This window comes from Bradyrhizobium sp., assembly GCF_049512235.1.
Taxonomy (GTDB): domain Bacteria; phylum Pseudomonadota; class Alphaproteobacteria; order Rhizobiales; family Xanthobacteraceae; genus Bradyrhizobium.
Genome location: NZ_JBEKXH010000043.1, coordinates 1 through 23,912 on the forward strand (window position 1 = coordinate 1; position 23,912 = coordinate 23,912).

General features: G+C 62.9%; 26 protein-coding genes. 19 read left to right on the forward strand and 7 right to left on the reverse strand.

Annotation, left to right across the window (positions count from 1 at the left end; all coding sequences use genetic code 11):
* From ABSG20_RS06295 to ABSG20_RS06305, 3 genes are all read left to right on the forward strand, one after another.
* A partial coding sequence (locus tag ABSG20_RS06295; RefSeq protein WP_423863638.1) for a heme ABC transporter permease occupies positions 1 to 634 on the forward strand: 634 nt, incomplete at its 5' end.
* Positions 635 to 638: 4 nt separating this feature from the next.
* Complete coding sequence (ccmD, locus tag ABSG20_RS06300; protein WP_423863639.1) at positions 639 to 818, forward strand: heme exporter protein CcmD; 180 nt, start codon at positions 639 to 641, stop codon at positions 816 to 818.
* An 11-nt stretch (positions 819 to 829) separates the two neighbouring features.
* The gene (locus ABSG20_RS06305) at positions 830 to 1,426 is read left to right on the forward strand and encodes a DsbE family thiol:disulfide interchange protein (RefSeq protein WP_423863640.1); all 597 of its coding nucleotides are present in this window, start codon (positions 830 to 832) and stop codon (positions 1,424 to 1,426) included.
* Positions 1,427 to 1,430: 4 nt separating this feature from the next.
* Here the strand turns inward: ABSG20_RS06305 and ABSG20_RS06310 are convergent, their stop codons facing one another.
* Entirely contained in the window at positions 1,431 to 2,033 is a 603-nt protein-coding gene (locus tag ABSG20_RS06310) for a septation protein A (protein ID WP_423863662.1), read from the reverse strand.
* A 64-nt stretch (positions 2,034 to 2,097) separates the two neighbouring features.
* A complete protein-coding gene (gene ftsY / locus ABSG20_RS06315) occupies positions 2,098 to 3,042 on the reverse strand; it encodes a signal recognition particle-docking protein FtsY (RefSeq protein WP_423863641.1) in 945 nt (314 codons plus the stop codon).
* 28 nt (positions 3,043 to 3,070) lie between these two features.
* Between ftsY and ABSG20_RS06320 the strand changes: the two genes are divergently transcribed.
* A complete protein-coding gene (locus ABSG20_RS06320) occupies positions 3,071 to 3,793 on the forward strand; it encodes an RluA family pseudouridine synthase (protein WP_423863642.1) in 723 nt (240 codons plus the stop codon).
* A gap of 194 nt (positions 3,794 to 3,987) precedes the next feature.
* Here the strand turns inward: ABSG20_RS06320 and mtaB are convergent, their stop codons facing one another.
* Both mtaB and dapF read right to left on the reverse strand, forming a co-directional pair.
* The gene (mtaB, locus tag ABSG20_RS06325) at positions 3,988 to 5,259 is read right to left on the reverse strand and encodes a tRNA (N(6)-L-threonylcarbamoyladenosine(37)-C(2))-methylthiotransferase MtaB (protein WP_423863643.1); all 1,272 of its coding nucleotides are present in this window, start codon (positions 5,257 to 5,259) and stop codon (positions 3,988 to 3,990) included.
* A 5-nt stretch (positions 5,260 to 5,264) separates the two neighbouring features.
* Complete coding sequence (gene dapF / locus ABSG20_RS06330; RefSeq protein WP_423863644.1) at positions 5,265 to 6,137, reverse strand: diaminopimelate epimerase; 873 nt, start codon at positions 6,135 to 6,137, stop codon at positions 5,265 to 5,267.
* 396 nt (positions 6,138 to 6,533) lie between these two features.
* Between dapF and ABSG20_RS06335 the strand changes: the two genes are divergently transcribed.
* Complete coding sequence (locus ABSG20_RS06335) at positions 6,534 to 7,208, forward strand: GyrI-like domain-containing protein (RefSeq protein WP_423863645.1); 675 nt, start codon at positions 6,534 to 6,536, stop codon at positions 7,206 to 7,208.
* Positions 7,208 to 7,918 (forward strand): SIMPL domain-containing protein, encoded by a 711-nt coding sequence (locus tag ABSG20_RS06340; RefSeq protein ID WP_423863663.1) that lies wholly within the window; start codon positions 7,208 to 7,210, stop codon positions 7,916 to 7,918. The genes ABSG20_RS06335 and ABSG20_RS06340 overlap by 1 nt, the downstream gene beginning before the upstream one ends.
* Positions 7,919 to 8,055: 137 nt before the next feature.
* On the opposite strand, the gene ABSG20_RS06345 is transcribed toward ABSG20_RS06340, so the two are convergent.
* The gene (locus ABSG20_RS06345) at positions 8,056 to 9,030 is read right to left on the reverse strand and encodes an MBL fold metallo-hydrolase (protein WP_423863646.1); all 975 of its coding nucleotides are present in this window, start codon (positions 9,028 to 9,030) and stop codon (positions 8,056 to 8,058) included.
* 647 nt (positions 9,031 to 9,677) lie between these two features.
* Between ABSG20_RS06345 and ffh the strand changes: the two genes are divergently transcribed.
* The 8 genes from ffh to ABSG20_RS06385 all read left to right on the forward strand — a co-directional run bounded on the left by ffh (position 9,678) and on the right by ABSG20_RS06385 (position 15,741).
* Entirely contained in the window at positions 9,678 to 11,228 is a 1,551-nt protein-coding gene (gene ffh / locus ABSG20_RS06350) for a signal recognition particle protein (RefSeq protein WP_423863647.1), read from the forward strand.
* Positions 11,229 to 11,449: 221 nt separating this feature from the next.
* Positions 11,450 to 11,785 (forward strand): 30S ribosomal protein S16, encoded by a 336-nt coding sequence (gene rpsP / locus ABSG20_RS06355; protein ID WP_423863648.1) that lies wholly within the window; start codon positions 11,450 to 11,452, stop codon positions 11,783 to 11,785.
* A gap of 146 nt (positions 11,786 to 11,931) precedes the next feature.
* Positions 11,932 to 12,465 (forward strand): ribosome maturation factor RimM, encoded by a 534-nt coding sequence (gene rimM / locus ABSG20_RS06360; protein WP_423863649.1) that lies wholly within the window; start codon positions 11,932 to 11,934, stop codon positions 12,463 to 12,465.
* A gap of 2 nt (positions 12,466 to 12,467) precedes the next feature.
* A complete protein-coding gene (trmD, locus tag ABSG20_RS06365; protein ID WP_423863650.1) occupies positions 12,468 to 13,202 on the forward strand; it encodes a tRNA (guanosine(37)-N1)-methyltransferase TrmD in 735 nt (244 codons plus the stop codon).
* A 111-nt stretch (positions 13,203 to 13,313) separates the two neighbouring features.
* Positions 13,314 to 13,703 (forward strand): 50S ribosomal protein L19, encoded by a 390-nt coding sequence (gene rplS, locus ABSG20_RS06370; RefSeq protein WP_423863651.1) that lies wholly within the window; start codon positions 13,314 to 13,316, stop codon positions 13,701 to 13,703.
* A 130-nt stretch (positions 13,704 to 13,833) separates the two neighbouring features.
* A complete protein-coding gene (locus ABSG20_RS06375; protein WP_423863652.1) occupies positions 13,834 to 13,959 on the forward strand; it encodes a hypothetical protein in 126 nt (41 codons plus the stop codon).
* A gap of 74 nt (positions 13,960 to 14,033) precedes the next feature.
* Positions 14,034 to 15,440, forward strand: a complete 1,407-nt coding sequence (gene leuC / locus ABSG20_RS06380; protein ID WP_423863653.1) for a 3-isopropylmalate dehydratase large subunit — start codon at positions 14,034 to 14,036, stop codon at positions 15,438 to 15,440.
* Between the two features lie 100 nt (positions 15,441 to 15,540).
* Entirely contained in the window at positions 15,541 to 15,741 is a 201-nt protein-coding gene (locus tag ABSG20_RS06385) for a hypothetical protein (protein ID WP_423863654.1), read from the forward strand.
* A 215-nt stretch (positions 15,742 to 15,956) separates the two neighbouring features.
* Here the strand turns inward: ABSG20_RS06385 and ABSG20_RS06390 are convergent, their stop codons facing one another.
* Both ABSG20_RS06390 and ABSG20_RS06395 read right to left on the reverse strand, forming a co-directional pair.
* The gene (locus ABSG20_RS06390; protein WP_423863655.1) at positions 15,957 to 16,145 is read right to left on the reverse strand and encodes a hypothetical protein; all 189 of its coding nucleotides are present in this window, start codon (positions 16,143 to 16,145) and stop codon (positions 15,957 to 15,959) included.
* 241 nt (positions 16,146 to 16,386) lie between these two features.
* Positions 16,387 to 16,725: a hypothetical protein gene (locus ABSG20_RS06395; protein WP_423863656.1), complete on the reverse strand. Its 339-nt coding sequence runs from the start codon at positions 16,723 to 16,725 to the stop codon at positions 16,387 to 16,389.
* A gap of 115 nt (positions 16,726 to 16,840) precedes the next feature.
* On the opposite strand from ABSG20_RS06395, the gene ABSG20_RS06400 reads away from it, so the two are divergent.
* The 5 genes from ABSG20_RS06400 to ABSG20_RS06420 all read left to right on the forward strand — a co-directional run.
* Entirely contained in the window at positions 16,841 to 17,236 is a 396-nt protein-coding gene (locus ABSG20_RS06400; RefSeq protein ID WP_423863657.1) for a metallopeptidase family protein, read from the forward strand.
* A gap of 207 nt (positions 17,237 to 17,443) precedes the next feature.
* The gene (gene leuD / locus ABSG20_RS06405; RefSeq protein WP_423863658.1) at positions 17,444 to 18,049 is read left to right on the forward strand and encodes a 3-isopropylmalate dehydratase small subunit; all 606 of its coding nucleotides are present in this window, start codon (positions 17,444 to 17,446) and stop codon (positions 18,047 to 18,049) included.
* Between the two features lie 127 nt (positions 18,050 to 18,176).
* Positions 18,177 to 18,968, forward strand: coding sequence for a capsular polysaccharide synthesis protein (locus ABSG20_RS06410; protein ID WP_423863659.1), 792 nt, complete (start codon positions 18,177 to 18,179; stop codon positions 18,966 to 18,968).
* Positions 18,969 to 19,299: 331 nt separating this feature from the next.
* Positions 19,300 to 19,500, forward strand: coding sequence for a hypothetical protein (locus tag ABSG20_RS06415; RefSeq protein ID WP_423863660.1), 201 nt, complete (start codon positions 19,300 to 19,302; stop codon positions 19,498 to 19,500).
* 206 nt (positions 19,501 to 19,706) lie between these two features.
* On the forward strand, positions 19,707 to 23,912 hold a 4,206-nt coding region (locus tag ABSG20_RS06420), incomplete at its 3' end, for an ATP-binding protein (protein ID WP_423863661.1).

A 23,912-nucleotide genomic window follows, 5' to 3' on the forward strand; every position in this document is an offset into this window, starting at 1 on the left:
CGGCCTCTACCAGTCGGCTGTCGCGCCCGACGATTACCAGCAGGGCGCCACCGTCAAGATCATGTTCATCCACGTGCCGAATGCGTGGCTGTCGATGTTCGTCTGGGGCGTGATGAGCCTCGCCGCCCTGGGCACGCTGGTGTGGCGGCATCCGCTGGCCGACGTCGCCGCCAAGGCGGCCGCTCCGATCGGCGCCAGCTTTACGTTTCTCGCGCTGGTGACGGGCTCGCTGTGGGGCCGGCCGATGTGGGGAACCTATTGGGAATGGGATGCAAGGCTGACCTCGGTGCTGATCCTGTTTCTGATGTATCTCGGCCTGATGGCGCTGTGGCGTGCGGTGGATGATCCGTCACGAGCCGCGCGCGCCGCGGCGGTCCTGACGCTGGTCGGCGCCATCAACCTGCCGATCATCAAATTCTCGGTGGACTGGTGGAATACGCTGCATCAGCCGGCCTCGGTGCTGCGGATGGGCGGGCCTACACTCGACCGCGCTTTCCTGATCCCGCTGGTGGTGATGGCGCTTGCGTTTTCACTGCTGTTTGTCACGCTGCATCTGGCGGCGATGCGTAACGAGATCCTGCGCCGCCGGGTGCGCGCCCTGCAGATGATGCAAGCCAGCCGGCGGGCGGCGTGAGGCGATGGCGCTCGGTCCCTACACCACCTTCATCGTGACATCCTATGGGCTGGTCACCGCCGTGGTATTGATCCTCATTGCCTGGATCACGGTCGATTATCGCCGTCAGAAAATGCGCCTGCGCGAACTCGAGGCATCCGGCGTGGTCAGGCGCTCCGGGCGCAGCGCGGCGGAGATCCAATGAGCGGAGATGCCATGAGCGAACCTGCAACGACGGAAATACCGCCGCAACGCCGATCCTGGCTGATGACGGCGCCGCTGATCGCATTCGCCGCGCTGGCCGCGATCTTCTGGTTCGGGCTGGGAAATCGCGATCCCTCGGCTATTCCCTCCGCCCTGATTGGCCGGCCGGCGCCGCAAACAATGCTGCCGGCGCTGCAGGGGCTCGTCATCAACGGCGCCGCGGTGCCCGGGCTCGATCCCGCCGCCTTCAAAGGCAAGGTCAGCGTGGTCAATGTCTGGGCCTCGTGGTGCGTGCCGTGCCACGACGAAGCGCCGCTCCTGACCCAACTCGCCAAGGACAAGCGGCTGCAACTGATCGGCATCAACTACAAGGACGCCCCCGATAACGCCCGCCGCTTTCTCGGCCGCTATGGCAATCCCTTTGGCATTGTCGGCGTCGACGGCAATGGCCGCGCCGCGATCGAATGGGGCGTCTATGGCGTGCCCGAGACCTTCATCGTCGGCCGGGAGGGCACCATCGTCTACAAGCTGGTCGGCCCGGTGACCCCGGACAATATCGATACCGTGCTCAAGGCCGAGATCGACAAGGCGCTGAAGGCGGGGTCGTAAATCCTCACCCCTTGGTCACATCGCCCTCTGCTGCGTCGCTCGCTTCCAGCGAGACTGGTTCCAGATGATAGCGCTTGGTCAGCGGCATCTGCGCGATCGCAAAGATCATGGTCAGCGGGATCACGCCGAACGCCTTGAAGCCGACCCAGAAATCCGTGCTCTGGGTGCGCCAGATGATTTCGTTGAGGATTGCCATGGCGAAAAAGAACATGGCCCAGCGCGCAGTGAGGATACGCCAGCCTTGCGGCGTCAGATTGAACATCTGATCGAACAGGATGGCGATGAAGGAGCGGCCGAACAGGAGGCCGCCGCCGAGGATCGCGGCGAACAGGCCGTAAATGATGGTCGGCTTGACCTTGATGAAGGTTTCATCATGCAGCGCCAGCGTCAGCGTGCCGAAAACGATGACGATGACGCCGGTGACCAGCGCCATCAGCGGTACGTGGCGCGTCACTACGTAAGAGGCAACCATCGCGGCCACGACGGCCACCATGAACGCCGCGGTGGCGACGAACAGGTTGAATTTGGCGTTGGCAGCAAAGAAAACCAAGAGCGGACCGAGTTCGGTCGCGAGCTTGAACATGGGATGCGGCGTAGTCTTGTCCATCGGTTGATCCATCATCCTCGCCACATCCTTCGAGAGGGTGCTGGCGCGCCTCCTCAGCAGAAGGCTATTCAATCCCCGCGATCGCCTTGGCAAAATCCCGCGCCGTGAACGGCGCCAGATCGTCGACGCCCTCGCCGACGCCGATAAAGTGAACCGGCAACCGATGCTTTTCGGCCAACGCCACCAGGATGCCGCCGCGCGCGGTGCCGTCGAGTTTTGTCATGACGAGGCCGGTGACCCCCGCAGTACGATGAAAGGCCTCGACCTGCGACAGCGCATTTTGTCCCACCGTGGCATCCAGTACCAGCAGCACCGCATGCGGCGCCGACGCATCGACCTTCCTGATGACGCGAACGACTTTCTCAAGCTCGTTCATCAGTTCGGCCTTGTTCTGCAGCCGGCCGGCGGTGTCGATCAGAAGCACGTCGCGACTTTGCTCCCGCGCCGCGGTCAAGGCGTTGAAAGCAAGGCTCGCGGCGTCCGAGCCTTGTGCGCCTGCTATCACCGGCGTCTTGGTGCGCTCGCCCCAGATCTGCAGCTGCTCGATGGCGGCAGCGCGAAAGGTGTCGCCGGCCGCCAGCATCACCGTGCGGCCCTCGGCGCTGAATTTGGCCGCCAGCTTGCCGATGGTGGTGGTCTTGCCGGAGCCATTGACGCCGACCACGAGGATGACGAACGGTTTTTGCGTGGTGTCGATCTGAAGCGGCCTCGCCACCGCCGCCAGCACCTTCTCGACTTCGCTCGCCACCACGGCCTTGACGTCATCCGCCGTGATCGCCTTGTCGTAGCGGCCAACGCCGACCGCCGCCGCAATGCGTGCCGCCACCTCGGTTCCCAGATCGGCGCGCAGCAGCACGTCCTCGATATCCTCGAGCATCGCGCGGTCGAGCTTGCGCTTGGTGACGAGATCGGCCACCGCCGTGCCGAGCGAACTCGATGTACGCTTCAGGCCGCTGGACAGCCGCCGCCACCAGCTCAGCTTTGTCTTTTCCGGAGTCGTATCGTTCATGGCCTGCGTGTGTTAGCGGTTTCGCGCCATGAGCGAAAGTCTTGACCGCCAGACCGAAGTTCCCGAGCTGACCGCGGACGAAATCCAGGCCCGCGTGCTGCATCGTGACGGGCTGATGCTGGTCATCGACAAGCCCGCCGGCCTGCCGGTGCATCGCGGCCCCAAGGGCGGCGCCAATCTGGAATCCTCTTTCGGCGCGCTGCAATTCGGGCTGCCGCGGCCCCCGGTGCTGGCCCACCGGCTCGACCGCGATACGTCCGGATGCCTGGTGCTGGGGCGCCACCGCAAGGCCACGGCATCGCTCGGCCTGCTATTCAAGCATGGCCGGATTTCGAAAACCTACTGGGCGGTGGTCGAAGGCGGCCCGGCCGAGGATGAGGGCACCATCGACATGCCGCTCGGCCGCCTCAACGCCGAGCGCGGCTGGTGGCAGAAGCCCGATCCGGAGGGGCAATCGGCGGTGACGAAGTGGAAAGTACTCGGACGCGGCGCGGGCCTGAGCTGGCTCGCGCTCGAGCCGGTCACCGGCCGCACCCACCAATTGCGCGTTCACGCCGCCGCGATGGGGTGGCCGATCGTCGGTGATAATATTTATGGAAATGGGCCACGCTTCGGCGAGCCGCGGCTGCATCTGCATTCCCGCGAAATCGTGATCCCGATTTCCAGGAATAAGGCCCCGGTGCGCGTGACCGCCCCGGTGCCATCGCATATGCGGGAGCGGCTGCGCGTTTGCGGCTGGAATGGGGAGTGAGGCGAAGCGGCGCCCATTCACGGCTGTCGTCATCCGCGAAAGCGGGATGATCCAGTATCCCGAAGACATCGCGATCATGCCGCGAGGCCGCGGCGTACTGGGTCGCCCGGTCATAAGCGAGCGGAAGCGATGCCGTACTTCGGACGGCTATGCCGGGCGATGATAGCTGTAGCGGATGCGCGGCCTCGGCAAACTCACACTGTCAGCCTTGCGCCATCATCCCCGGTGATCGTCAACCGCCGCACCGCGCCCGGGGTCTCGCCATGGATCACCACCGGGATAAAATGTTCGGTGCGGCCCTGGGTGGCGCTTTCGATCAGAACATGACGCGTCGCGCCGATCTCTGCAGCCAATCGCTTTTGCAGCGCGGCCTTGGCCGTCGCCCGCAATCGCCTCGCACGATCCCGGATCTCGTTACCCGCTACCTGCGGCATCCGCGCCGCTGGCGTGCCCGGACGCGGGGAATAGGGAAAGACATGCAGGAAGGTGAGATTGCATTGTTCCACCAGCTCCTGCGAACGGGCGAACATGTCCCCGGTCTCGGTCGGAAAGCCGGCAATGATGTCGGCGCCGAGCGCGATGTCCGGCCGCAGCCGCCGCAGTTGCGCGCAGAAATCGATGGCCTGCTTGCGGGTATGCCGCCGCTTCATCCGCTTCAGGATCAGGTCGTCGCCCGACTGCAGCGACAGATGCAGATGCGGCATCAAGCGCGCGTCATTGGCGATCACGTCGAGCAGTTCGCGGTCGACCTCGACGGCATCAACCGATGAAATCCGCAACCGCCGCAATTCCGTCACGTGCCGCAGGATCTGTTTTATCAGTTGGCCGAGCTTCGGGGCGCCCGGCAAATCGGCGCCATAACTGGTCAGATCAACGCCGGTGAGAACGATCTCGGCGTGGCCGCGCGCAACCAGCGCGCGGACCTGTTCAACCACCGCGCCCATCGGCACCGAGCGCGAATTGCCGCGGCCATAGGGGATGATGCAGAAGGTGCAGCGATGGTCGCAGCCGTTCTGCACCTGCACGAATACCCGCGGCAGGCCGCTCTTGAATCCTGCCAAAAGATGCGGCGCCATGGCTCGTACCGCCATGATGTCGGCGACCGCGATTTTTTCGCTTGCCGAAACGCCGAACCTCGCCGCGCTGTCAAGCGCGGCACGCGCATCGCGCCAGGCCTCGCCGCGCATCTTGTCGTCATTGCCGACCACGCGATCGACCTCAGTCATGCCCGCGAACATCTGGGCTTGGGTCTGCGCCGCGCAGCCGGTCACCACGATGCGCACATCCGGCCGCTCGCGCTTCAGCCGGCGGATCGACTGCCGCGCCTGCGCCACCGCCTCGTTGGTAACCGCGCAACTGTTGATGACGATGGTGTCAGAGAGCCCGGCGTTCGCCGCCTCGATGGCGATCACCTCGGATTCAAAGGCATTGAGGCGGCAGCCGAAAGTGAGGATCTCGACACTCATGATTCTCAAGCGACGTTAGCAAACAGCGCCGGATCGAAACGGCCTTCATATTCGAATGTCGCCGTGCCCGTCATCAGCACGTGGTCGTCGCGCTCGCGCCATTCGATGGCGAGTTCGCCGCCCGGCAGCGATATCTGCACGATGCGGTTGGCGCGCCGGAGCCGCACTGCCGCCACCGCAGTGGCGCAGGCGGCCGAGCCGCAGGCTTTGGTCAATCCCGCGCCGCGCTCCCAGGTGCGGATCGTGATGTGGTCGCGATCGACGATCTGCGCGAGCGTGATGTTGGCGCGCTCCGGAAAGATCGGATGATTTTCCAACAGCGGCCCGAAGCGGGCGAGATCGTAGGCACCGACGTCGTCGACCCAGAAGATCGCATGCGGATTGCCCATGGAGACCACGGACGGCGTATGCAGCACCGGCGCGTCGATCGGACCGATCTGCAACTCGATCATTCTCGTGTCGCGAAATTCCTCGGCGAGCGGGATATCTTTCCAGCCGAATTTCGGCGGCCCCATGTCGACCGTGTAGAGCCCCTCGGAGGGCCCCCGCCAGCAGTTCAAGAGCCCGGCTCGGGTCTCGAAGCTGGCCGCGGTTTTGTCGCTATGCTCGAACAGCCGGCGCGCCACGCAGCGCATGCCGTTGCCACAGGCGGCAGCTTCGGAACCATCATTGTTATAGATCCGGATAAAGGCCTCGGTGCCCGCAAGGCGCGGCGGCTGCAGCACCATCAGCTGGTCGTACGGTACGCCGGCCGGCGAGGCGATCGCGCGCGCTTCCTGAGGGCTGACCGCGGCGCGGCTGTCGCGCAGATCGACCAAGACAATTTCGTTGCCGATACCGTTCATCTTGGCATATGCGTGGTCGGCAAGCGCGCTCATGAACTTTCCCGATCGTCTTCGGATCCGACGTGGTGTTGAACCCGGGGGCGCCTTCCAAATGCGAACCTCGGATTCGAGGAACCTGGAAACCCATTGCAACCGTGGGCTCGGTTCGGAAATTCGCCGGGGCGGAGATGCCGCGAAAATGCAAATAATTTCTGAACCGCCCCACATCCGACCGTCTTATATGGCGAATAATGCCGGATTGGCCAGTGCGCTTTTGTCGGCCGGTGCGCTTTGTCCGTATCGGTTGCCGCGGCTTCAGGTCAGCCGCATGACATATCTGTCATGAGACGAAAGCCGGGCTTGCGTGTTAGGGTGAGGTCAGCCTGTCTGGCGTGAGCCGGGACACTCGAGCAGGGCGCGACCGCAGAAAACGGCCATGGAGAATACCGAATGAAATGCGTGCGTTCTTTCCGCTTTGCCATGGTCATGCTGCTGCCGGCTGCCGCGATCGCACTGGGCCTCGGCTCCGCGCTGGCGCAATCGCCGCCGGCCACGGCCCCCGCGGCGACGCCGGCTCCGGCGGCGAGCCCATCAGCCACCCCCGCCAGCCCGCCTGCGGCGGCAGAGAGCCCGGCGCCACCGGCGGCTGCGCCGGTTCAGACCGCCGATCCCTTTGGCGAAGAGATCACGCTGGCGCCTAAAACGGTGGTGATCCGCAAGGGCACCGCCAATTGGGATGCGGCCTTCGACGCCCTGATGGATTCGTTCAAGACGCTGTCGGCCTTGCTCGACAAGCAGGGCATCAAGCCCACGGGCAATCCGATGATCGTCTATACCGCCACCGACGACACCGGCTTCACCTATATGGCGGAGATTCCGGTCGATCAGGATCCGAAGAACCTCTCCAAGGACATGAGCATGGGCAAATCGCCCGAGGGCAAGGCGTTGAAATTTGTCCATCGCGGCTCCTACGACAATATGGACAACACCTACGAAGCCATCACCAACCATCTCGACGACAAGAAGCTCGAGGCCAAGGACACCTTCATCGAGGAGTACATCACCGATCCCTTGAAGACCGCCGAGGACAGACTGGTCATCAACGTCTATGTGCCGCTGAAATGATGGCGGTGAAGCATCGAGCCGCCATTGCCGCCGCCGTCCTGGCTGGGACGCTGCTGACCGCGCCTGCGGTAGCGCAAACCGTCCCGCCGCCGATGATTTCGGTCACGGGCCAGGCCGAGATATCGGTGCCGCCCGATCAGGCGCAGATCGAGGCCGGCGCCACCTCGGAGGCCAAGAATGCGCGCGATGCCTCGGAGGCCAACAACGCAACCATGGGCAAGCTGCTGCTGGCCTTGAAGGCCGCCAACATCGACGAAAAGGATATCCAGACCTCGCGGCTGTCGCTGCAGGCGGAAAGCGCGCCGAGCCACCCGAGTGGGCCTCCCCCCATTATCGGCTACCGCGCCAGCAATCACGTGACCGTCCGGCTGCGCGACGTCACTAAGGCTGCGAGCACGATCGACCTATTGGTGGGGGCGGGCGCGACCGACATCGGCGGCATCAATTTCATCGTCTCGAACGCCTCCAAGCTGCTCGATGAGGCCCGCTCCGAGGCGATCGCCGACGCCCGCCGCAAGGCTGAGATCTATGCCAACGCTGCCGGCGTCACGCTCGGCGCGCCGCTCAGCATTTCGGAGGGGGGCAACCTGCTCCCCTATCGCCGTATGGCGGTTGGCATGGCGGCGATGGCGGCGGCTTCGCCCGTGCCGGTGGCACAGGGCGAGGAGACGCTTCAGGTCACGGTGAACGTGTCCTGGGCGATCAAGTAGGCGGGGAAGCGGGAGTAGTCCCGGAGGCCTTTCGATTTCCGGCGCTCGGAGTTGACACCTCCCGCGACAACAAACGCGGTGATGATGGGTCCCGGCTCGGCGTTCGCCGCGCTCACTTGGCCGGGACGACAGGGTTCTTATATCTCCACCACCTGGCCGGGCTTGAGCGCCACAAAACGCCGGCGCGGAATGTTCGCCTGATCCAGCGCGGCATGTAACGCCGTGACCGGCGCATCGATCGCCTCGTCGGTCAGTTGAAACGTGCCGTGATGACTTGCCAGCGCCTGCTCGGCGCCGCAATCGATCAAGGCGTTGACCGCCTCCATCGGATCCATGTGCTGTTCCCGGAGGAACCAGCGCGGGTCGTAGGCACCAATGGGCAGGATCGCCAGCCGCAACGGACCATGCTCGTCCCGAACCCGGCGAAACAGCCTGCCGCCACCATAGCCTGAATCGCAGACGACGTAGATTTTCCCGGCCGGCGTCTCCAGCACAAAACTCGCCCACAGGCTCTTGTTGCGGTCGAACGGACCGCGCGCCGACCAGTGGCGGGTGCGCACCAGAGTCACCGCGAGGCCGTTGTCGATCTCCACGCGCTGGTCCCAATCGAACCCTTCGGCAAGAATGCGGGCGTCGGCGTGGGTCATGGCCAAGTCATTGCCAAGCGGCGTGACCACGCGCGGCGAGAATTTCGCTGCAAGCCGCGACAGCGTCGGCAGGTCGAGATGATCATAATGGCCGTGCGACACCAGCACCGTGTCGATCGGCGGCAAGGCATCGAAGGCGATGCCGGGATCGTTGACGCGCTTCGGTCCGGCGAAGCTGACCGGAGAAGCACGGTCGGACCAGATCGGATCGACCAGAATGTTGGTGCCCGCGGTCTGGATCAGCCAGCTGGCATGGCCGACGAAGGAGAAGCGTATCGTCTCGCCCGCGATCCGCGGCGGTGGCGTATCGGCATAGGGGCTCGGCACGCGATCCGGCCATCGTGGCCGCCCGCGGGTCAGCTGCCATTTCAGGAAGTGCCAAAGGCTTTTGAGTCGCGTCCCTTCGGGATCGTAAAAACGCCTGCCGTCGAAATGATCGGACACGGGCCCGCCATAGGTTTTCATACGGTAATCCAGACCGGCAGCGCGCCGATTCCCGAACGGGCGCGCCAAAACGCGCCCGTCGAATACGACGGCGGGTGATTTTCGAGGCTCGATTGGCCTTAAAACTTCCTCTTCGACAAGAGGGAGGCGATCCGGCCAGGCTCACAAACGCGCCATTTGCCGCGACTTTTCTTGACTTCGAGCCGCTCCCGGGGTTAAACGCGGGCATTCCTCGGAAAGCGTCATCTTTTCGACCCGCCGCCCGGTCCTTGAGACCGGAGGTCAACGTCCGACAGCGCGATGCGCCCTCGGGCGTGAAAGTGTTTCGTCAGGCCGTCATCGTTTTGGCGGCCTGTTCTCCTCGCCCCGCTCTTGCGGGGAGAGGGTCGGGGTTGGGCGGCTGTTGCCAGGTCTCTGGCACCCCTCGCCCGGATCGCCCCAGGGTGAAATGGCCGAAGCCTCGTTTCGGCGTTCTTTTCTGGGATCGCCGCCACAGGCGGCCTGTGCCTCTCCCGGCAAGCGGGGATAGGTAAGAACGGCCTCATCCTTTGGAGCCGCACAGCGGCGTCTCGAAGGATGAGTGAAGTAGGGGTGACGGCAGAATCGCCGCCCTTCGAGACGCAGGCTGACGCCTGCGGCTCAGGTTGAGGCAACAGGAAGAGACAAAAGTGTTCGATAATCTGTCGGAAAAACTGGGCGGTATTCTCGATCGGCTGACGCGGCGCGGGTCGCTGACCGAAGCCGATGTCGACGCCGCGATGCGCGAGGTGCGCCGCGCGCTGCTGGAGGCCGACGTCTCGCTCGACGTGGTCCGAAGTTTTACCGAAAAGGTCCGTGAGCAGGCGATCGGCGCCACCGTGGTCAAGTCGGTGACCCCCGGCCAGATGGTGGTGAAGATCGTTCATGACGAACTGATCGCTACGCTGGGCTCCGACGCTCAGAGCATCGATCTCAACGCGGTGCCTCCGGTCGCGATCATGATGGTCGGGCTGCAGGGCTCCGGCAAAACCACCACGACCGCCAAGCTGGCCCGTCGCCTGACCCAGCGCGACAAGCGCAAGGTGCTGATGGCCTCGCTCGACATCTATCGCCCGGCGGCGATGGAGCAGCTCGCGGTGCTCGGACGCGACCTCGATATCCCGACCCTGCCGATCGTGACCGGTCAGAAACCGGCGCAAATTGCAAAGCGTGCGATGGAAGCCGGCAAGCTCGGCGGCTACGACGTGGTGCTGCTCGATACCGCCGGCCGCACCACGCTCGACGAAGATATGATGGCGGAAGCCGCCGAGATCAAAACCTCGGTCAATCCGCACGAAGTGCTGCTGGTTGCGGACGCGCTGACCGGCCAGGATGCGGTCAATCTGGCGCGATCCTTCGACCAGCGCGTCGGCCTCACCGGCATCGTGCTGACCCGGGTCGACGGCGACGGCCGCGGCGGTGCCGCGCTGTCGATGCGCGCCGTCACCGGCAAGCCCATAAAACTGATCGGCACCGGCGAAAAGACCGACGCGCTGGAAGATTTCCACCCGAGCCGGATCGCCGGACGCATTCTCGGCATGGGCGACGTGGTCTCGCTGGTCGAGAAGGCGGCCGCCACGATCGACGCCGAAAAGGCCGCGCGCACCGCCGAGCGGATGCGCAAGGGTCAGTTCGACCTTACGGACATGCGCGAGCAATTGCTGCAGATGGCCAATATGGGCGGCGTCAGCGGGCTATTGGGGATGATGCCCGGCATCGCCAAAATGAAAAACCAGATCGCCAATGCCGGGCTCGACGACAAGGTCATCAAACGCCAAGTCGCGGTGATCGATTCGATGACGCGGCAAGAGCGCAAGAACCCCGATATTCTGAAGGCAAGCCGCAAGAAGCGCATTGCCGCGGGTTCCGGCGTCAAGGTCGAGGACGTCAACAAGCTGCTCAAGATGCACCGCAACATGGCCGACATGATGAAGGCGATGGGATCGGGCAAGCGCGGCCCGATGGCCGGTATCGCCCAGGCGATGGGCTTTGGCGGCGGCATGCCCTCGCCCGAGCAGATCAAGGCGCTCGCGGAGAAAATGCCTGATGGCGCAGGCCCCGGCGGCATGCCGGCCTTGCCGAAGGATCTTCCCGCGGGCTTGCGGCAGGGACTGCCTGGTCTACCGGGCCTGACGGGCTTGAGCGGCAAGCCGACCCTGCCCGGTCTCGGTAGCTTCCCCGGATTGGGGAAGAAGAAATGAGGAGGAATGCGAGAACCTCTCTTCTCATCATTCCGGGACATGCCAGCGGTCGGCATTCGCCGACCGAAGGCGCGGACCCGAAATCTGTACGCCCGATCGTGGTTATGGATTCCGGGCTCGCTCCGCTTTCGCTTCGCGCCCCCCCGACGCGCCAATCGGCGCGCCGGGGAATGACGAGCTAATTGGACACACACCCGAACAAACCAGACCTGGAGAACCAAATGTCAGTCGTTATCCGCCTCGCCCGCGCCGGCACCAAGAAGCGTCCGGTCTACCACGTCGTCGTCGCCGACTCGCGCTATCCCCGCGACGGCCGATTTATCGAGCGGCTCGGCCATTTCAATCCGCTGCTGCCAAGGGACAACGAGGCCCGGCTGAAGCTCGACATGGACAAGATCAAGGCCTGGCTCGCCAAGGGCGCGCAGCCGTCGGACCGCGTATTGCGCTTCCTCGATGCCGCCGGCGTAGCCAAACGCGCCGTGCGCAACAACCCGGAAAAGGCGGTGCCGCGCAAGGAGCGCAAGGCCCAGGCCGAAGCCGCCGCCAAGTCGGCGTAAGGTCGAAACGTGCGCTCGGCCTCGCGCTTGGAGACGCATGGCGTTCGCCGTGCTCCCGGACCTGAGGAAGGACGAACTTCGCGTCCACAAATACTCCCTCATCCCGGGGAGCGGCGACTTCGGCGGGTCTCGAAGGATGGGCGCCGGTGACGCCGCCGTCCCGCATTTGCGTCGCTCGGATCGGCGCCGCGCATGGCGTGCGCGGCGAAGTCAAGCTATGGACCTTCACCGAGGATCCGCTGGCCGTAAGGCATTACGGGCCGCTGCTGACAGAGGACGGTGCGCGCCAGTTCGAGGTGACGCAGGCGCGCGAGGCCAAGGGCCATCTGGTGGCGACGCTGAAGGGCATCGCGACGCGCGAGGACGCCGGGCAGCTCAACGGTATTGAACTCTATGTCGAGCGCGAAAAACTGCCGGCGACCGCCGAGGACGAGTATTATCACGCCGACCTGATCGGGCTCGCCGCGGTCAGTGCCGTGGGCGAGCCGTTCGGGCGCGTCATCGCCATCCACAATTTCGGCGCCGGCGATATCATCGAGATCGCGCCGCCGCAGGGCGCGACGATGCTGCTGCCGTTCACCCATGCGGTGGTGCCGGCGGTCGATCTGGCCGGCGGACGCGTGGTGATCGAGTTGCCCGACGAGATCGACGGTGACGATCCCGTCAGCGCGGATGCCTGAGCATGACTGGCGATATGAAACCCTGGCGCGCGACCGTGCTGACGCTCTTTCCCGAGATGTTCCCGGGACCGCTCGGCCTCAGCCTCGCCGGCAAGGCGCTGGCCTCGGGGCTGTGGGAACTGGAAGCGCGGGATATCCGGGATTCCGCTGTTGACCGTCACCGCAGCGTCGATGATACCCCGGCGGGCGGCGGCCCCGGCATGGTGCTGCGCGCCGACGTGCTGGCCGCCGCCATCGACGCGGCGGGTATGGAACCGGACCGGCCGCGCCTGTTGATGAGCCCGCGGGGTCGGCCATTGACCCAGGCCCGGATCCGAAAACTCGCCGCAGGGCCTGGCGCCCTGATCGTGTGCGGCCGGTTCGAGGGCGTCGATCAGCGGGTAATCGACGCCCGGGCGCTCGAGGAAGTTTCGGTCGGCGATTACGTGCTGTCGGGAGGTGAAACCGCAGCCCTGGCCGTGATCGACGCCTGTGTCCGGCTGTTGCCCGGCGTGATGGGGAAACTCGTCTCCGGCGCGGACGAGAGCTTCTCGGAAGGCCTCCTCGAATACCCGCAATATACCCGGCCGCAGGCCTTCGAGGGCCGCACGATCCCGGAAGTCCTCAACTCCGGCGACCACGCCCGGGTCGCGGCCTGGCGGCGAGCCGAGGCCGAAGCCCTGACCCAGGCGCGGCGGCCTGATCTGTGGGCCGCAAGGCCCAACCAAAATCGCCCAAAACGCACGACAGACGGGTGACAACGCGCGGCCTTTGCCGTATAGCAGCGCCAAATCCGCGCAAGGCAGGATAGCTGGACGTCGCGCAGCCCGTCAGCCCCGAAGGCTGGGGCGCCGGCGATGGAGATTGCAATGAACATCATTCAAGCGCTCGAAAAAGAGCAATTCGAAAAACTGTCCGCCGGCAAGACCATTCCGGAGTTCGGGCCGGGCGATACCGTGATCGTCAACGTCAAGGTGGTTGAAGGCGAGCGCTCGCGCGTGCAGGCCTATGAGGGCGTCTGCATCGGCCGCTCCGGCGGCGGGCTCAACGAGAGCTTTACAGTGCGCAAGATTTCCTACGGCGAGGGCGTCGAGCGGGTATTTCCGGTGATGTCGCCGATGATCGATTCGATCACCGTGGTGCGCCGCGGCAAGGTGCGCCGCGCCAAGCTCTATTACCTGCGCAATTTGCGCGGCAAGTCGGCCCGCATCGTCGAGAAGAAGCAGGATCGGCCGCAGGCGGCCGCGGGCGGCGAGTAGGCTATTTTCGGGACTGGATTGGACGCAAAGCGCGCGGGCTCAGCCCCGCGCTTTTTGTTGCGACATACCCTTATGGGCGCGGCGCTATCGATTGATTGTCGCAACGGCAGGCGGTGTGCTAGAAAATAACATGGTTCGAGATCAGACCAGCTTCGCGTGCCAGTTCGCCGGACGGATCGTGATCGACGATCGCTGCCGCCTGCCCGGCCGCTTCTTCGGACGCTTCACGACATCCGGACACGCGCGCGCGATCTGACGCCGCGCCGAATTTTTCCAGTTGCGCATATCCGCGCTGTTCCTGCTCACGCCATCTTCAAAGGGCTCACGCTGATGTCCAAACCCTCCACGCTGTACGACAAGATCTGGAACGATCACCTGGTTCACGAGGCCGAGGACGGCACCTGCCTGCTCTATATCGACCGCCATCTTGTGCACGAGGTGACCTCGCCGCAGGCCTTCGAGGGTTTGCGGGCGACGGGCCGCAAGGTCCGCGCGCCGGAGAAGACGCTGGCCGTGGTCGATCACAATATTCCGACCACCGATCGCTCAAAACCCAATCCGGACCCGGAGAGCATCGAGCAGATGCGGGTGATGGCGGAGAACGCCCGGGAATTCGGCATCGAATATTACAATGAATTCGACAAGCGCCAGGGCATTGTCCACGTCATCGGCCCGGAGCAGGGTTTTACGTTGCCCGGCACCACCATCGTCTGCGGCGACAGCCATACCTCCACCCATGGCGCGTTCGGCGCGCTGGCGCATGGCATCGGCACCTCGGAGGTCGAGCATGTGCTGGCGACCCAGACCCTGATCCAGAAAAAGGCCAAAAACATGCGCGCCATCGTCGACGGGAAATTGCCCGACGGCGTCACCGGCAAGGACATCATCCTGGCGATCATCGGCGAGATCGGCACCGCCGGCGGCACCGGCTATGTGCTGGAATATGCCGGCGACGCCATCCGCGCCCTCAGCATGGAAGGCCGCATGACGGTCTGCAACATGTCGATCGAGGGCGGCGCCCGCGCCGGCCTGGTGGCGCCCGACCAAAAGGCATTCGAATTCCTGAAGGGCCGTCCGAAATCGCCGAAGGGCGATGCCTGGGATGCCGCCATGCGCTACTGGGATACGTTGCGCTCCGACGACGGCGCGCATTTCGATCACGAGATCCGGCTGGATGCGGCAAAATTGCCGCCGATCGTGACCTGGGGCACCTCGCCCGAGGACGTCGTTTCGATTACCGGCGTGGTGCCCGATCCCGATCAGATTGGCGACGAGGCAAAACGCCTGTCAAAACATCGCGCGCTGAATTACATGGGGCTGAAGCCCGGCACCAGAATCACCGACATCAAACTCGATCGCGTCTTCATCGGCTCCTGCACCAACGGCCGGATCGAAGATCTGCGCGCGGCGGCGAAGGTCGCCGAGGGCAAGACGGTCAACGGCAGCGTCAATGCGATGATCGTGCCGGGCTCCGGCATCGTCAAGGAGCAGGCGGAAGCCGAGGGCCTCGACAAGATTTTCATCAAGGCCGGCTTCGAGTGGCGCGAGCCGGGCTGCTCGATGTGCCTCGCCATGAACCCCGATAAACTGGCGCCGGAAGAACGCTGTGCCTCGACCTCGAACCGCAATTTCGAGGGCCGCCAAGGTTTCAAGGGCCGCACCCATCTGGTCTCGCCGGCCATGGCCGCGGCCGCCGCCATCGCCGGGCATTTTGTCGACATCAGGGAATGGCGGTAGGGTAGGCGCTCGTTCCGGGCATCCTTGAAACAAATCGTTAAGCCGTTTGCGGGCAAACTAGGCGGCTTGCAAAGGCTGCGCGTTTCCTGAGGAGTGGCCCATGGCCGAGAAATCTGAATTCGTCGATACCATCAGCGCGGCGACGCGGCAGACCAAAGCACGCCGGGCGACGCCGCTCGTGATCGAGCGCGTGGATAAGGAACAGTCGCGTCTTAGTCATTGGCCCCCGAAAGGATGGGCGGACTGGCGCATGGAGACGCTGACGCCCTGGAAACTCAAGCCCTGGAAAACCGGGGACTGACCGACTTGCGCGCCTGCTCTCGGGTCCAGTCCGAGGGCGGGCGCGCTGCTACTGATCGATTTCGGGCCTGGCGGCTGAGCTCTCCAGGATAGCTCCGCCGATCGATCTCCTCATGAGACAGTCCTGATAAGACCTGATAAAACAGGTCAAAGAACAGGCCCGCATTGCGGACCTGTTCATCGTTTGCATATTGGGTTGTGCAGCCGTGAACGCAATCAGTGATGGTGGTGATGATGATGGTGCCAGTGGCCCCAGCGCACCTCGGTGGCCATGGACTTGCCATCCTGAACCGTTGCAGCTGCACCGGGACTTGCCAGCGACAGCGCCTGGGCGCGCTCGGTTGGCGCGGCCAGCATGAGCAATGCGCCAACGGCAGCAAGCCCCAGAACTCTCGTCACGTTCATCTGTATCCTCCTAGGGTCAAACGGAAAATCACGCCCTCGCGGCGCAGCAACCTGATCGATTGCCGCGGCGCAACACAGGTCCAAAGCGGAAAGCGGGCGACGTGAATGGGGTTTAGAAGTGACTGCGCGGTAGAGTGAATGCATCAGGCGGGAACCGGTTCCCGCGGCAAACAAGAAGATTTGCACGCGACGTTTTACAATTGGTCTGGGCTCCCTTTCGCGAACCTCGCAACCCCCGCGGCTAGCCGGGGCGCCAGACGCAGTGCATGTGCGGCGTGATCACCGTGCCGCTCGGCCTGAATTCCTGAACGTAGCTGACGTTGCAGACGCGGACCGCATTGCCGCCGGGAAAATACCTGGGATAGACGCCGTCGGGTTCCGCCTGGAAGCTCGGATAGACCCGCAGGCGTGTCGGCGGCCGCCGGATGCGGCGCGGCGTCGATCCCTCCTCGGCCTCGGGTTGCGACGCCTGTGCGGTCCGCACCGCGGGGGGCTGCGTTTGCGCGCTGGTTCCAGCTGCGGGCAGGGTTAGAATGCCCGCGACAATCACTCCCGTTGCCGCAATCCTGATCCGCGCCATGACGCCTGCCCAAACTGTTGTAGACCCCAAGGTCTCCGATTGCCGCGCCAACGTCAACCATGGGCGCAACGCGAAACTGTATACACGATCGCACAACCCGCGCTAAACAGAGGGAATGTGGACCTCCGCGATGGCGCCTTCGCTTGCCGACATTGAAGCCATGGCGCGCGACATTTTTGACCACCTGCCCAGGACCTTCCGCGACCTGTGCGAGGACGTGATCATTCGCGTCGACGATTTTCCGACCGACGAGGTGCTCGACGAGATGGAGGCCGAGAGCGAATTCGACCTGCTCGGCCTGTTCCAGGGCACGGGCCTGCCATTTCGCATCAATGACGACATCGGCCAGCTGCCCAACATGATCTGGCTCTACCGCCGGCCGATCCTGGATTACTGGGCCGAAAATGACGAGACGCTGGGCCACATCGTCCGCCATGTGCTGATCCACGAGATCGGCCACCATTTCGGGCTGTCCGACGACGATATGGAGGCGATCGAGGCCACCGAGTAAGTATGTATCCCCCGGCAGCGCCGGGGGATACATACTTGTTCTTTTATTTGTCGCATTTTCGTACGGAAAGCCGGTGTCCAACCTTTCCTGAAAATGCTCCGAGCGATTTGAGATGCGGATTTGCCCTTCAATGCCCGCTTCATTCGATATAAACTACGATCAGCGAAATGCTTTTCGTTATCTCAAGCTCCCGGGGAAGTGCGATCGATGGACAAGTTCACCACGCTGGAAGGCGTCGCGGCGCCGTTGAAGATCATCAATGTCGATACCGACATGGTCATCCCGAAGCAGTATCTGAAGACCATCAAGCGCACCGGGCTGGGCAAGGGCCTGTTCTCGGAACAGCGCTACCGGGACGACGGCAGCGAGAATCCGGATTTCATCCTCAACAAGCCGGCCTATCGCAACGCCAGGATCCTGGTCGCGGGCGATAATTTCGGCTGCGGCTCGAGCCGCGAACACGCGCCATGGGCGCTGCTGGATTTCGGCATCCGCTGCGTGATCTCGACCTCGTTCGGCGATATTTTCTACAACAACTGTTTCAAGAACGGCATCCTGCCGATCCGCGTCAGCCAGGACGATCTCGACAAATTGTTCGACGATGCCGAACGTGGCGCCAACGCCACCCTGACGATCGATCTTGCCAGTCAGGAAATCCGCGGCCCCGACGGCGGCACGGTGAGATTCGAGATCGACCCATTCCGCAAGCACTGCCTGATCAACGGTCTCGACGACATCGGGCTGACCATGGAAAAGCAGGCCGCAATCGAAGCCTACGAGGCCAAGGCCAGGACCGCGCGCGGCTGGGCCTGATCTGACGCGTTAGAGCCTCGGTTCTGATTGAATCAGAACCGAGGCTCTATTCTTTGTTTTGACGCGTTTTCTTCAAGCGAACCAGTATCCACTTCGCTCGAAAACGCTATTAAAGGTTGCGACGCGCATGCGGCCGGACGTCGTCACCTTCTGGCACGGTCCGCTCGATCGGCTCAGGCGGCTCTGCCTGAGATCACAGGTAGCCGTTGGCCACAAGGTCACGGTCTTTAGCTTCGAGCCGATTGCCGAATTGCCCGAGGGCGTCGGCAATGCCGAGGCCGAAGCGGTGCTGCCGCATGTCTTCGCCGAGCGGCTTCGACCGCCGGAGCGCGGCGGCGCCTGGCGCGACTGGACCACGCTGCAGTTCTCGGATTTTTTCCGGATGCGGCTGATGGCCGAGAACGCTGGCCTGTGGCTCGACGCCGATGTGCTGCTGCTGAAACCGGTCGAGATCGACATGACAAAACCGTTCTTCGCCTGGGAGCGGCCGCGCCAGCTCGGCAACTCGGTGCTCTATCTGCCTTCGAACGACGCCATCGTCACGGCGTTCGAAGCCCTGATGGCGCAGGACGAGTTGACGCCGGACTGGCTTTCGCCGCGGCATCGCCTGACTTTCGCCTTGCGCAAACTGCGCGGCGGTTCGAACCGGCTCTCGGATATCAGGGTTGCGGTCTATGGTCCGGCGGCGCTGACCGCACTCGCAACTCGTGCCGGCGAACTCGGCTGCGCGCTGCCGAAGAAGTCGTTTTATGCCGTGCATGCCGACCCGAAACTGTTTTTCGAACCATCGGACTATGCCGCGCTGATCGGCGATCCCGGCATTATTGGCTTTCACATTTCGCCGAAGGGCAGGGGCGGAGAGGCTCCCGCTCCCGGCAGCCTTCACGCCTGGGCGGCGCAGCGGTTCGGTTTACCCTAGGTCAGCGATTTCGAAGTTCGAATCATAACCGCATCCTCCCCAGAGCCATCCTGAGTTACCCGCCGCGCATGAAACCAGCAGGATGACGTGCGATGGATTGCTTCGTCGCAAGGGCTCCTCGCAATGACGGTGGAAGATCCCCGGGGATCAGGCTTCGCGACGCGCGAGCGCGCGGCTCCCAAGATGTTGTAGATTGCCAATCTGTTCCCGTGCGCGGTCGGATACTGCCCGTATTTGACCCGCCGTATCCTAAATTTGATTTTTGGCATCGGTGCCTCGGTGGCGTCGGTGAGCCAAATCCTATATGCTCAAAGCATCGATAGGAGCCGCCATGTTCTCCTGGATTCTTTTCATCACAAGCTCCGTACTCGTCGTGGTGTTCTTGTCCGGGCGCTTCACCGCCGAATACGCGGCAGAGAAGGGGCGCTCTAAACGCGCTTGGTTCTTCTGGGGCGCCCTGCTCTTTCCGTTCTTTCCTATTCCGTGGATGGTCTTGGGACTCCTGCCAAAAAAGTTGGGCGGCCTCAGTTGAGCTGTCAGTCCACTGCGACGAAGATGCGAACGTCCCGTTCGCACGCATTGTTGATCGCCTTTAGTGCCTCTTGACAGGCGGGATTATTGTGGGCGGCGACAGCCTGTTCGATGCTATCGAACTCTTCTTCTTAGGCCTCCATTGCTTCGCCGCGCACGCTGCCGGCTGGCCCGCCAAAATAAAGCCGTGCGCCGGTATGCGCCACAATGCTAACGTCGCGGCCGAGATTTCCGGGGCAGTCGGTTCAAAGGCGGGGCTTGCGAGTGGGACTATCTTCTCGGTTCAGCGCGAACGGAATTGGTGTCCTAGAGATCTTGTCGGAGGATGGCGGTCTCGCCTTCTGCAGAGCGTGGCGTGACCGCGCAGAAGGTAGTGGTAATGGCGTGCTGGCCCTGCTCCCAGCCTCGGAGCAACCGACACCGGCCACTCTCGATCGCATTACCCACGAATACTCTTTCAAGGATGAGCTGGACAGCACGTGGGCGGTGCGGCCGCTTGAGCTTGTGCGAGATCGCGGCCAGGCCATTCTGGTGCTCGAGGACTCCGGCGGCGAGTTGCTCGGCGAGCTCCTCGGCACGCCGATGGAGGTGGGACGTTTCCTGCGCCTGGCCGTTGGCGTTGCGGCGGCCATTGGCAAGGTGCACCAGCACGGCCTTATCCATAAGGACATCAAGCCTGCCAACATTCTGGTGAACACCGCGAGTGGTGAGGTACGGCTTACCGGCTTCGGAATCGCGTCGCGACTTACGCGCGAACGGCAGCCGCCTGATCCTCCCGAGTTCATCGCCGGGACGCTGGCCTACATGGCGCCCGAGCAGACCGGGCGAATGAATCGCTCGATCGATTCACGTAGCGATCTCTACTCGCTCGGCGTGACACTTTACGAAATGCTGACCGGCAGTCTTCCATTTACGGCTTCTGATCCGATGGAATGGGTGCACTGCCACATTGCGAGGCAGGCCGACGCGCCTGCCGAGCGGGCGAGCGGAATTCCTGAGGTGCTTTCGTCGGTCGTAACGAAGCTTCTCGCGAAGACTGCAGAAGAGCGTTATCAGACCGCCACGGGTGTCGAGGCCGACCTGCGTCGTTGTCTGAGCGAGTGGCAGTCGCATGGTCGCATTGATCCATTTCCGCTGGGCGCGCATGACGCCTCGGACCGATTGCTGATTCCCGAAAAGCTCTATGGCCGTGAGCGCGAGGTCGCCACCCTGCTGGCGTCCTTCGACCGTGTCGTAGGCGGAGGCAGACCGGAACTCGTTCTTGTATCCGGCTACTCGGGGATCGGCAAATCCTCCGTTGTCAATGAACTCCATAAACCGCTGGTCCCGCCCCGAGGCCTTTTTGCATCAGGCAAGTTCGACCAGCACAAGCGAGACATCCCTTATGCGACCCTCGCGCAAGCCTTCCAGAGCCTCATCCGTCCAATCCTGGCGCGGAACGAAGAAGAGCTGGGCCGTTGGCGCGATGCATTTCGCGAGGCGCTCGGTCCGAATGGTCAGCTCATGGTGGATCTCGTCCCAGAGTTGAAGCTCATCATCGGGGAGCAGCAGCCTGTTCCGGAACTTCCGCCACAGGATGCGCGGCGCCGCTTCCAACTGGTATTCCGTCGATTCATCAGCGCATTCACGCGGGAGCATCCCCTCGCCCTCTTCCTCGACGATCTGCAATGGCTCGACGCGGCCACATTGGATCTGATGGAGGATTTAGTGACGCATCCGGACGTGAAAGATTTGATGCTGATTGGTGCCTACCGTGACAACGAGGTGGCCCCCGCACATCCGCTGATGCGCAAGCTGCAAGCCATGCGTCAGACTGGAGCGATAGTGCATGACATCGTACTTGCACCACTGATTCGTGACGACCTGGAGGAGTTAATTGCAGATTCCCTTCATTGTGAACGGGGACGCGCTGAACCGTTGGCAGAACTGGTGGACCAGAAGACTACCGGCAATCCATTTTTCGCCATTCAGTTCTTTTCTGCGCTTGCCGAAGAGTCCTTGCTCACCTTTGACTATGGCGAAGGGCAGTGGTGTTGGGACCTGAATCGCATTCACGCCAAGGGTTATACCGACAATGTCGTGGACCTTATGGTGGGGAGGTTGAATCGCCTGCCCACCGAGACGCAGGAAGCACTACAGCAGCTTGCGTGCCTCGGGAATAGGGCCGACTTCGCAATGCTACGCATGGTTTACCAAGACCCGGGCGAGGAGATGCATGGACAGCTTTGGGAAGCGGTCCGAACCGGCCTCATTTTCCGATCAGAGGATTCTTACAGGTTTCTCCACGACCGTGTGCAGGAAGCCGCGTACTCTCTAATCCCTCAAGGTTTGCGGGCCGAGGCGCATCTGCGAATCGGCATGTTGATGGCCTCACATACATTTAAAGACAAACTTGAGGAAGGGATCTTCGAGATCGCCAATCAACTCAACCGTGGCTCTCATCTGGTCACGTCGATCGCGGAGCATGAACGCATTGCGGAGTTGAATCTGATCGCGGGTAGACGCGCAAAGATTTCCACGGCCTACGCCTCGGCACTGAAGTATCTCCAGGCCGGACGAGGATTGCTGACGGACGAGACCTGGAATCGCAACTACGACCTTGTGTTCTCGATCGAGTATCTCTCGGCGGCATGCGAATTATTGACCGCTGACATGGCTGCCGCGGAAAATCGGCTTGCCATGTTGGCCGAACGGGCGAAAAACGCCCACGATATTGCTCTCGTCACACGTTTGCGCCTGACGCTCTATGACCTTCTGGGTCGAAGCGACCGCGGCGTGGAGGTATTCATCGAATACCAGAAAGGTCGCGGCAAGGACTGGTCGCCACATCCCACCGACGAGGAAGTATCACGAGAATACGATCAAATCAGGTCTTTGGCGGAAACCCGAAAAATCGAGGAGCTCGTTGACCTGCCCCTGGTCACCAATCCGGATGTGCTCGATGTCCTGGATATTTTCACTGAGGTTGATATGTCGGCGATGTTCACCGATGAAAACCTTCATGCTCTCGTGCTTTGTCGGATGGTCAGCCTCAGCCTTGAGCATGGCAACAGCGACGCATCCTGCTTCGCGTACGTAACGCTGGCTATGCTCGCTGGGCCCCATTTCGGGAACTATGAGGCCGGATTCCAGTTTGGCAAGCTGGGCTACGATCTGGTGGAGAAGCACGGATTGCATCGCTATCAAGCTCGCGTCTATCTGCGTTTTGGCAACTGTGTCATGCCATGGAGGCGACACGTCAAGACCGGACGAGAGCTCGTGCGACGCGCTTTCGACGCTGCGAACAGAATGGGAGACCTCACTTTTGCAGCATATAGCTGCTACCACTTGATCACAAATCTTCTTGCGGCTGGAGACCCTTTGGCCGAGGTGCAGCGTGAAGCTGGGACTGGCCTCGAGTTCGCGAGTAAATTCCGGTTCGGTATCGTCATAGATATCCTCACCGCACAGCTCGCGCTTGTCCGGACACTTCGGGGCTTGACAACGAAGTTCGGTTGGTTCGGTGACGGTCACTTTGACGAGCTTCAGTTCGAGCGTCGATTGTCGCGTAATCCTGCGTTGGCCCTGCCGGAGTGTCGGTATTGGATCCTAAAGTTGCAAGCGCGTTTGTTTGCGGAAGACTATCCTTCCGCGATCCAGGCGTCGTTGAATGCCGAACGCCTGCTCTGGACATCGCACTCCTTCTTTGAAGTGGCGGAGTATCACTTTTACGGCGCTCTGGCTCGGGCTGGGGCGTTTGATGCTGCAACCGAGGGCTCGCGACGGCAGCACTTCAAGGCTCTGGCCAATCACCACAGCCAGCTTACAATTTGGGCGGAGAATTGCCCGGAGAATTTCGAAAACCGCGCCGCACTGGTGGGCGCGGAAATCGCCCGGATCGAAGGCCGCGACCTCGACGCCATGCGCCTCTACGAGCAGGCCATTCGCTCGGCCCGCGACCACGGTTTCGTTCAGAACGAAGGCGTGGCCTATGAGGTGGCCGCCCGGTTCTACAATGCGCGCGGCTCCGAGACATCCGCCAACGCCCATCTGCGCAATGCCCGGCAGTGTTATCTCCGCTGGGGCGCCGACGGCAAGGTGCGGCAACTCGATCAGCTTTATCCGCATTTGGCCGCACCGGAAGAGCAGCATTCTGCGGCGGCCATTGGCCCCGCGATCCGGCAGCTCGATGTCGCGAGTGTGGTCAAGGCCTCTCAGGCCTTGTCCGGCGAGATCGAGTTGCCGAAGCTGATCGAGCAGCTGATGAAGATCGCGATCGTGAACGCAGGCGCGGATCGCGGCCTTTTGATACTGCCGTCGGGAGATGAATATCTGGTCCAGGCCGAGGCGCGAGCGACCGGCGATCAGGTCGAAGTCACCATGCGCCAGCAGCCGATCACCCGGATCACCTGCCCCGAATCCCTTGTGCGCTAC

What these genes read in the sequence shown, in the direction of transcription:
- ccmD (WP_423863639.1), top strand. Translation starts at nt 639, where the DNA reads ATGGCGCTCGGTCCCTACACCACCTTCATCGTGACATCCTATGGGCTG.
- ABSG20_RS06305 (WP_423863640.1), top strand. Translation starts at nt 830, where the DNA reads ATGAGCGAACCTGCAACGACGGAAATACCGCCGCAACGCCGATCCTGG.
- ABSG20_RS06310 (WP_423863662.1), bottom strand. Translation starts at nt 2,033, where the DNA reads ATGGACAAGACTACGCCGCATCCCATGTTCAAGCTCGCGACCGAACTC.
- ftsY (WP_423863641.1), bottom strand. Translation starts at nt 3,042, where the DNA reads ATGAACGATACGACTCCGGAAAAGACAAAGCTGAGCTGGTGGCGGCGG.
- ABSG20_RS06320 (WP_423863642.1), top strand. Translation starts at nt 3,071, where the DNA reads ATGAGCGAAAGTCTTGACCGCCAGACCGAAGTTCCCGAGCTGACCGCG.
- mtaB (WP_423863643.1), bottom strand. Translation starts at nt 5,259, where the DNA reads ATGAGTGTCGAGATCCTCACTTTCGGCTGCCGCCTCAATGCCTTTGAA.
- dapF (WP_423863644.1), bottom strand. Translation starts at nt 6,137, where the DNA reads ATGAGCGCGCTTGCCGACCACGCATATGCCAAGATGAACGGTATCGGC.
- ABSG20_RS06335 (WP_423863645.1), top strand. Translation starts at nt 6,534, where the DNA reads ATGAAATGCGTGCGTTCTTTCCGCTTTGCCATGGTCATGCTGCTGCCG.
- ABSG20_RS06340 (WP_423863663.1), top strand. Translation starts at nt 7,208, where the DNA reads ATGGCGGTGAAGCATCGAGCCGCCATTGCCGCCGCCGTCCTGGCTGGG.
- ABSG20_RS06345 (WP_423863646.1), bottom strand. Translation starts at nt 9,030, where the DNA reads ATGAAAACCTATGGCGGGCCCGTGTCCGATCATTTCGACGGCAGGCGT.
- rpsP (WP_423863648.1), top strand. Translation starts at nt 11,450, where the DNA reads ATGTCAGTCGTTATCCGCCTCGCCCGCGCCGGCACCAAGAAGCGTCCG.
- trmD (WP_423863650.1), top strand. Translation starts at nt 12,468, where the DNA reads ATGACTGGCGATATGAAACCCTGGCGCGCGACCGTGCTGACGCTCTTT.
- rplS (WP_423863651.1), top strand. Translation starts at nt 13,314, where the DNA reads ATGAACATCATTCAAGCGCTCGAAAAAGAGCAATTCGAAAAACTGTCC.
- ABSG20_RS06375 (WP_423863652.1), top strand. Translation starts at nt 13,834, where the DNA reads ATGGTTCGAGATCAGACCAGCTTCGCGTGCCAGTTCGCCGGACGGATC.
- leuC (WP_423863653.1), top strand. Translation starts at nt 14,034, where the DNA reads ATGTCCAAACCCTCCACGCTGTACGACAAGATCTGGAACGATCACCTG.
- ABSG20_RS06385 (WP_423863654.1), top strand. Translation starts at nt 15,541, where the DNA reads ATGGCCGAGAAATCTGAATTCGTCGATACCATCAGCGCGGCGACGCGG.
- ABSG20_RS06390 (WP_423863655.1), bottom strand. Translation starts at nt 16,145, where the DNA reads ATGAACGTGACGAGAGTTCTGGGGCTTGCTGCCGTTGGCGCATTGCTC.
- ABSG20_RS06395 (WP_423863656.1), bottom strand. Translation starts at nt 16,725, where the DNA reads ATGGCGCGGATCAGGATTGCGGCAACGGGAGTGATTGTCGCGGGCATT.
- ABSG20_RS06400 (WP_423863657.1), top strand. Translation starts at nt 16,841, where the DNA reads ATGTGGACCTCCGCGATGGCGCCTTCGCTTGCCGACATTGAAGCCATG.
- leuD (WP_423863658.1), top strand. Translation starts at nt 17,444, where the DNA reads ATGGACAAGTTCACCACGCTGGAAGGCGTCGCGGCGCCGTTGAAGATC.
- ABSG20_RS06410 (WP_423863659.1), top strand. Translation starts at nt 18,177, where the DNA reads ATGCGGCCGGACGTCGTCACCTTCTGGCACGGTCCGCTCGATCGGCTC.
- ABSG20_RS06415 (WP_423863660.1), top strand. Translation starts at nt 19,300, where the DNA reads ATGTTCTCCTGGATTCTTTTCATCACAAGCTCCGTACTCGTCGTGGTG.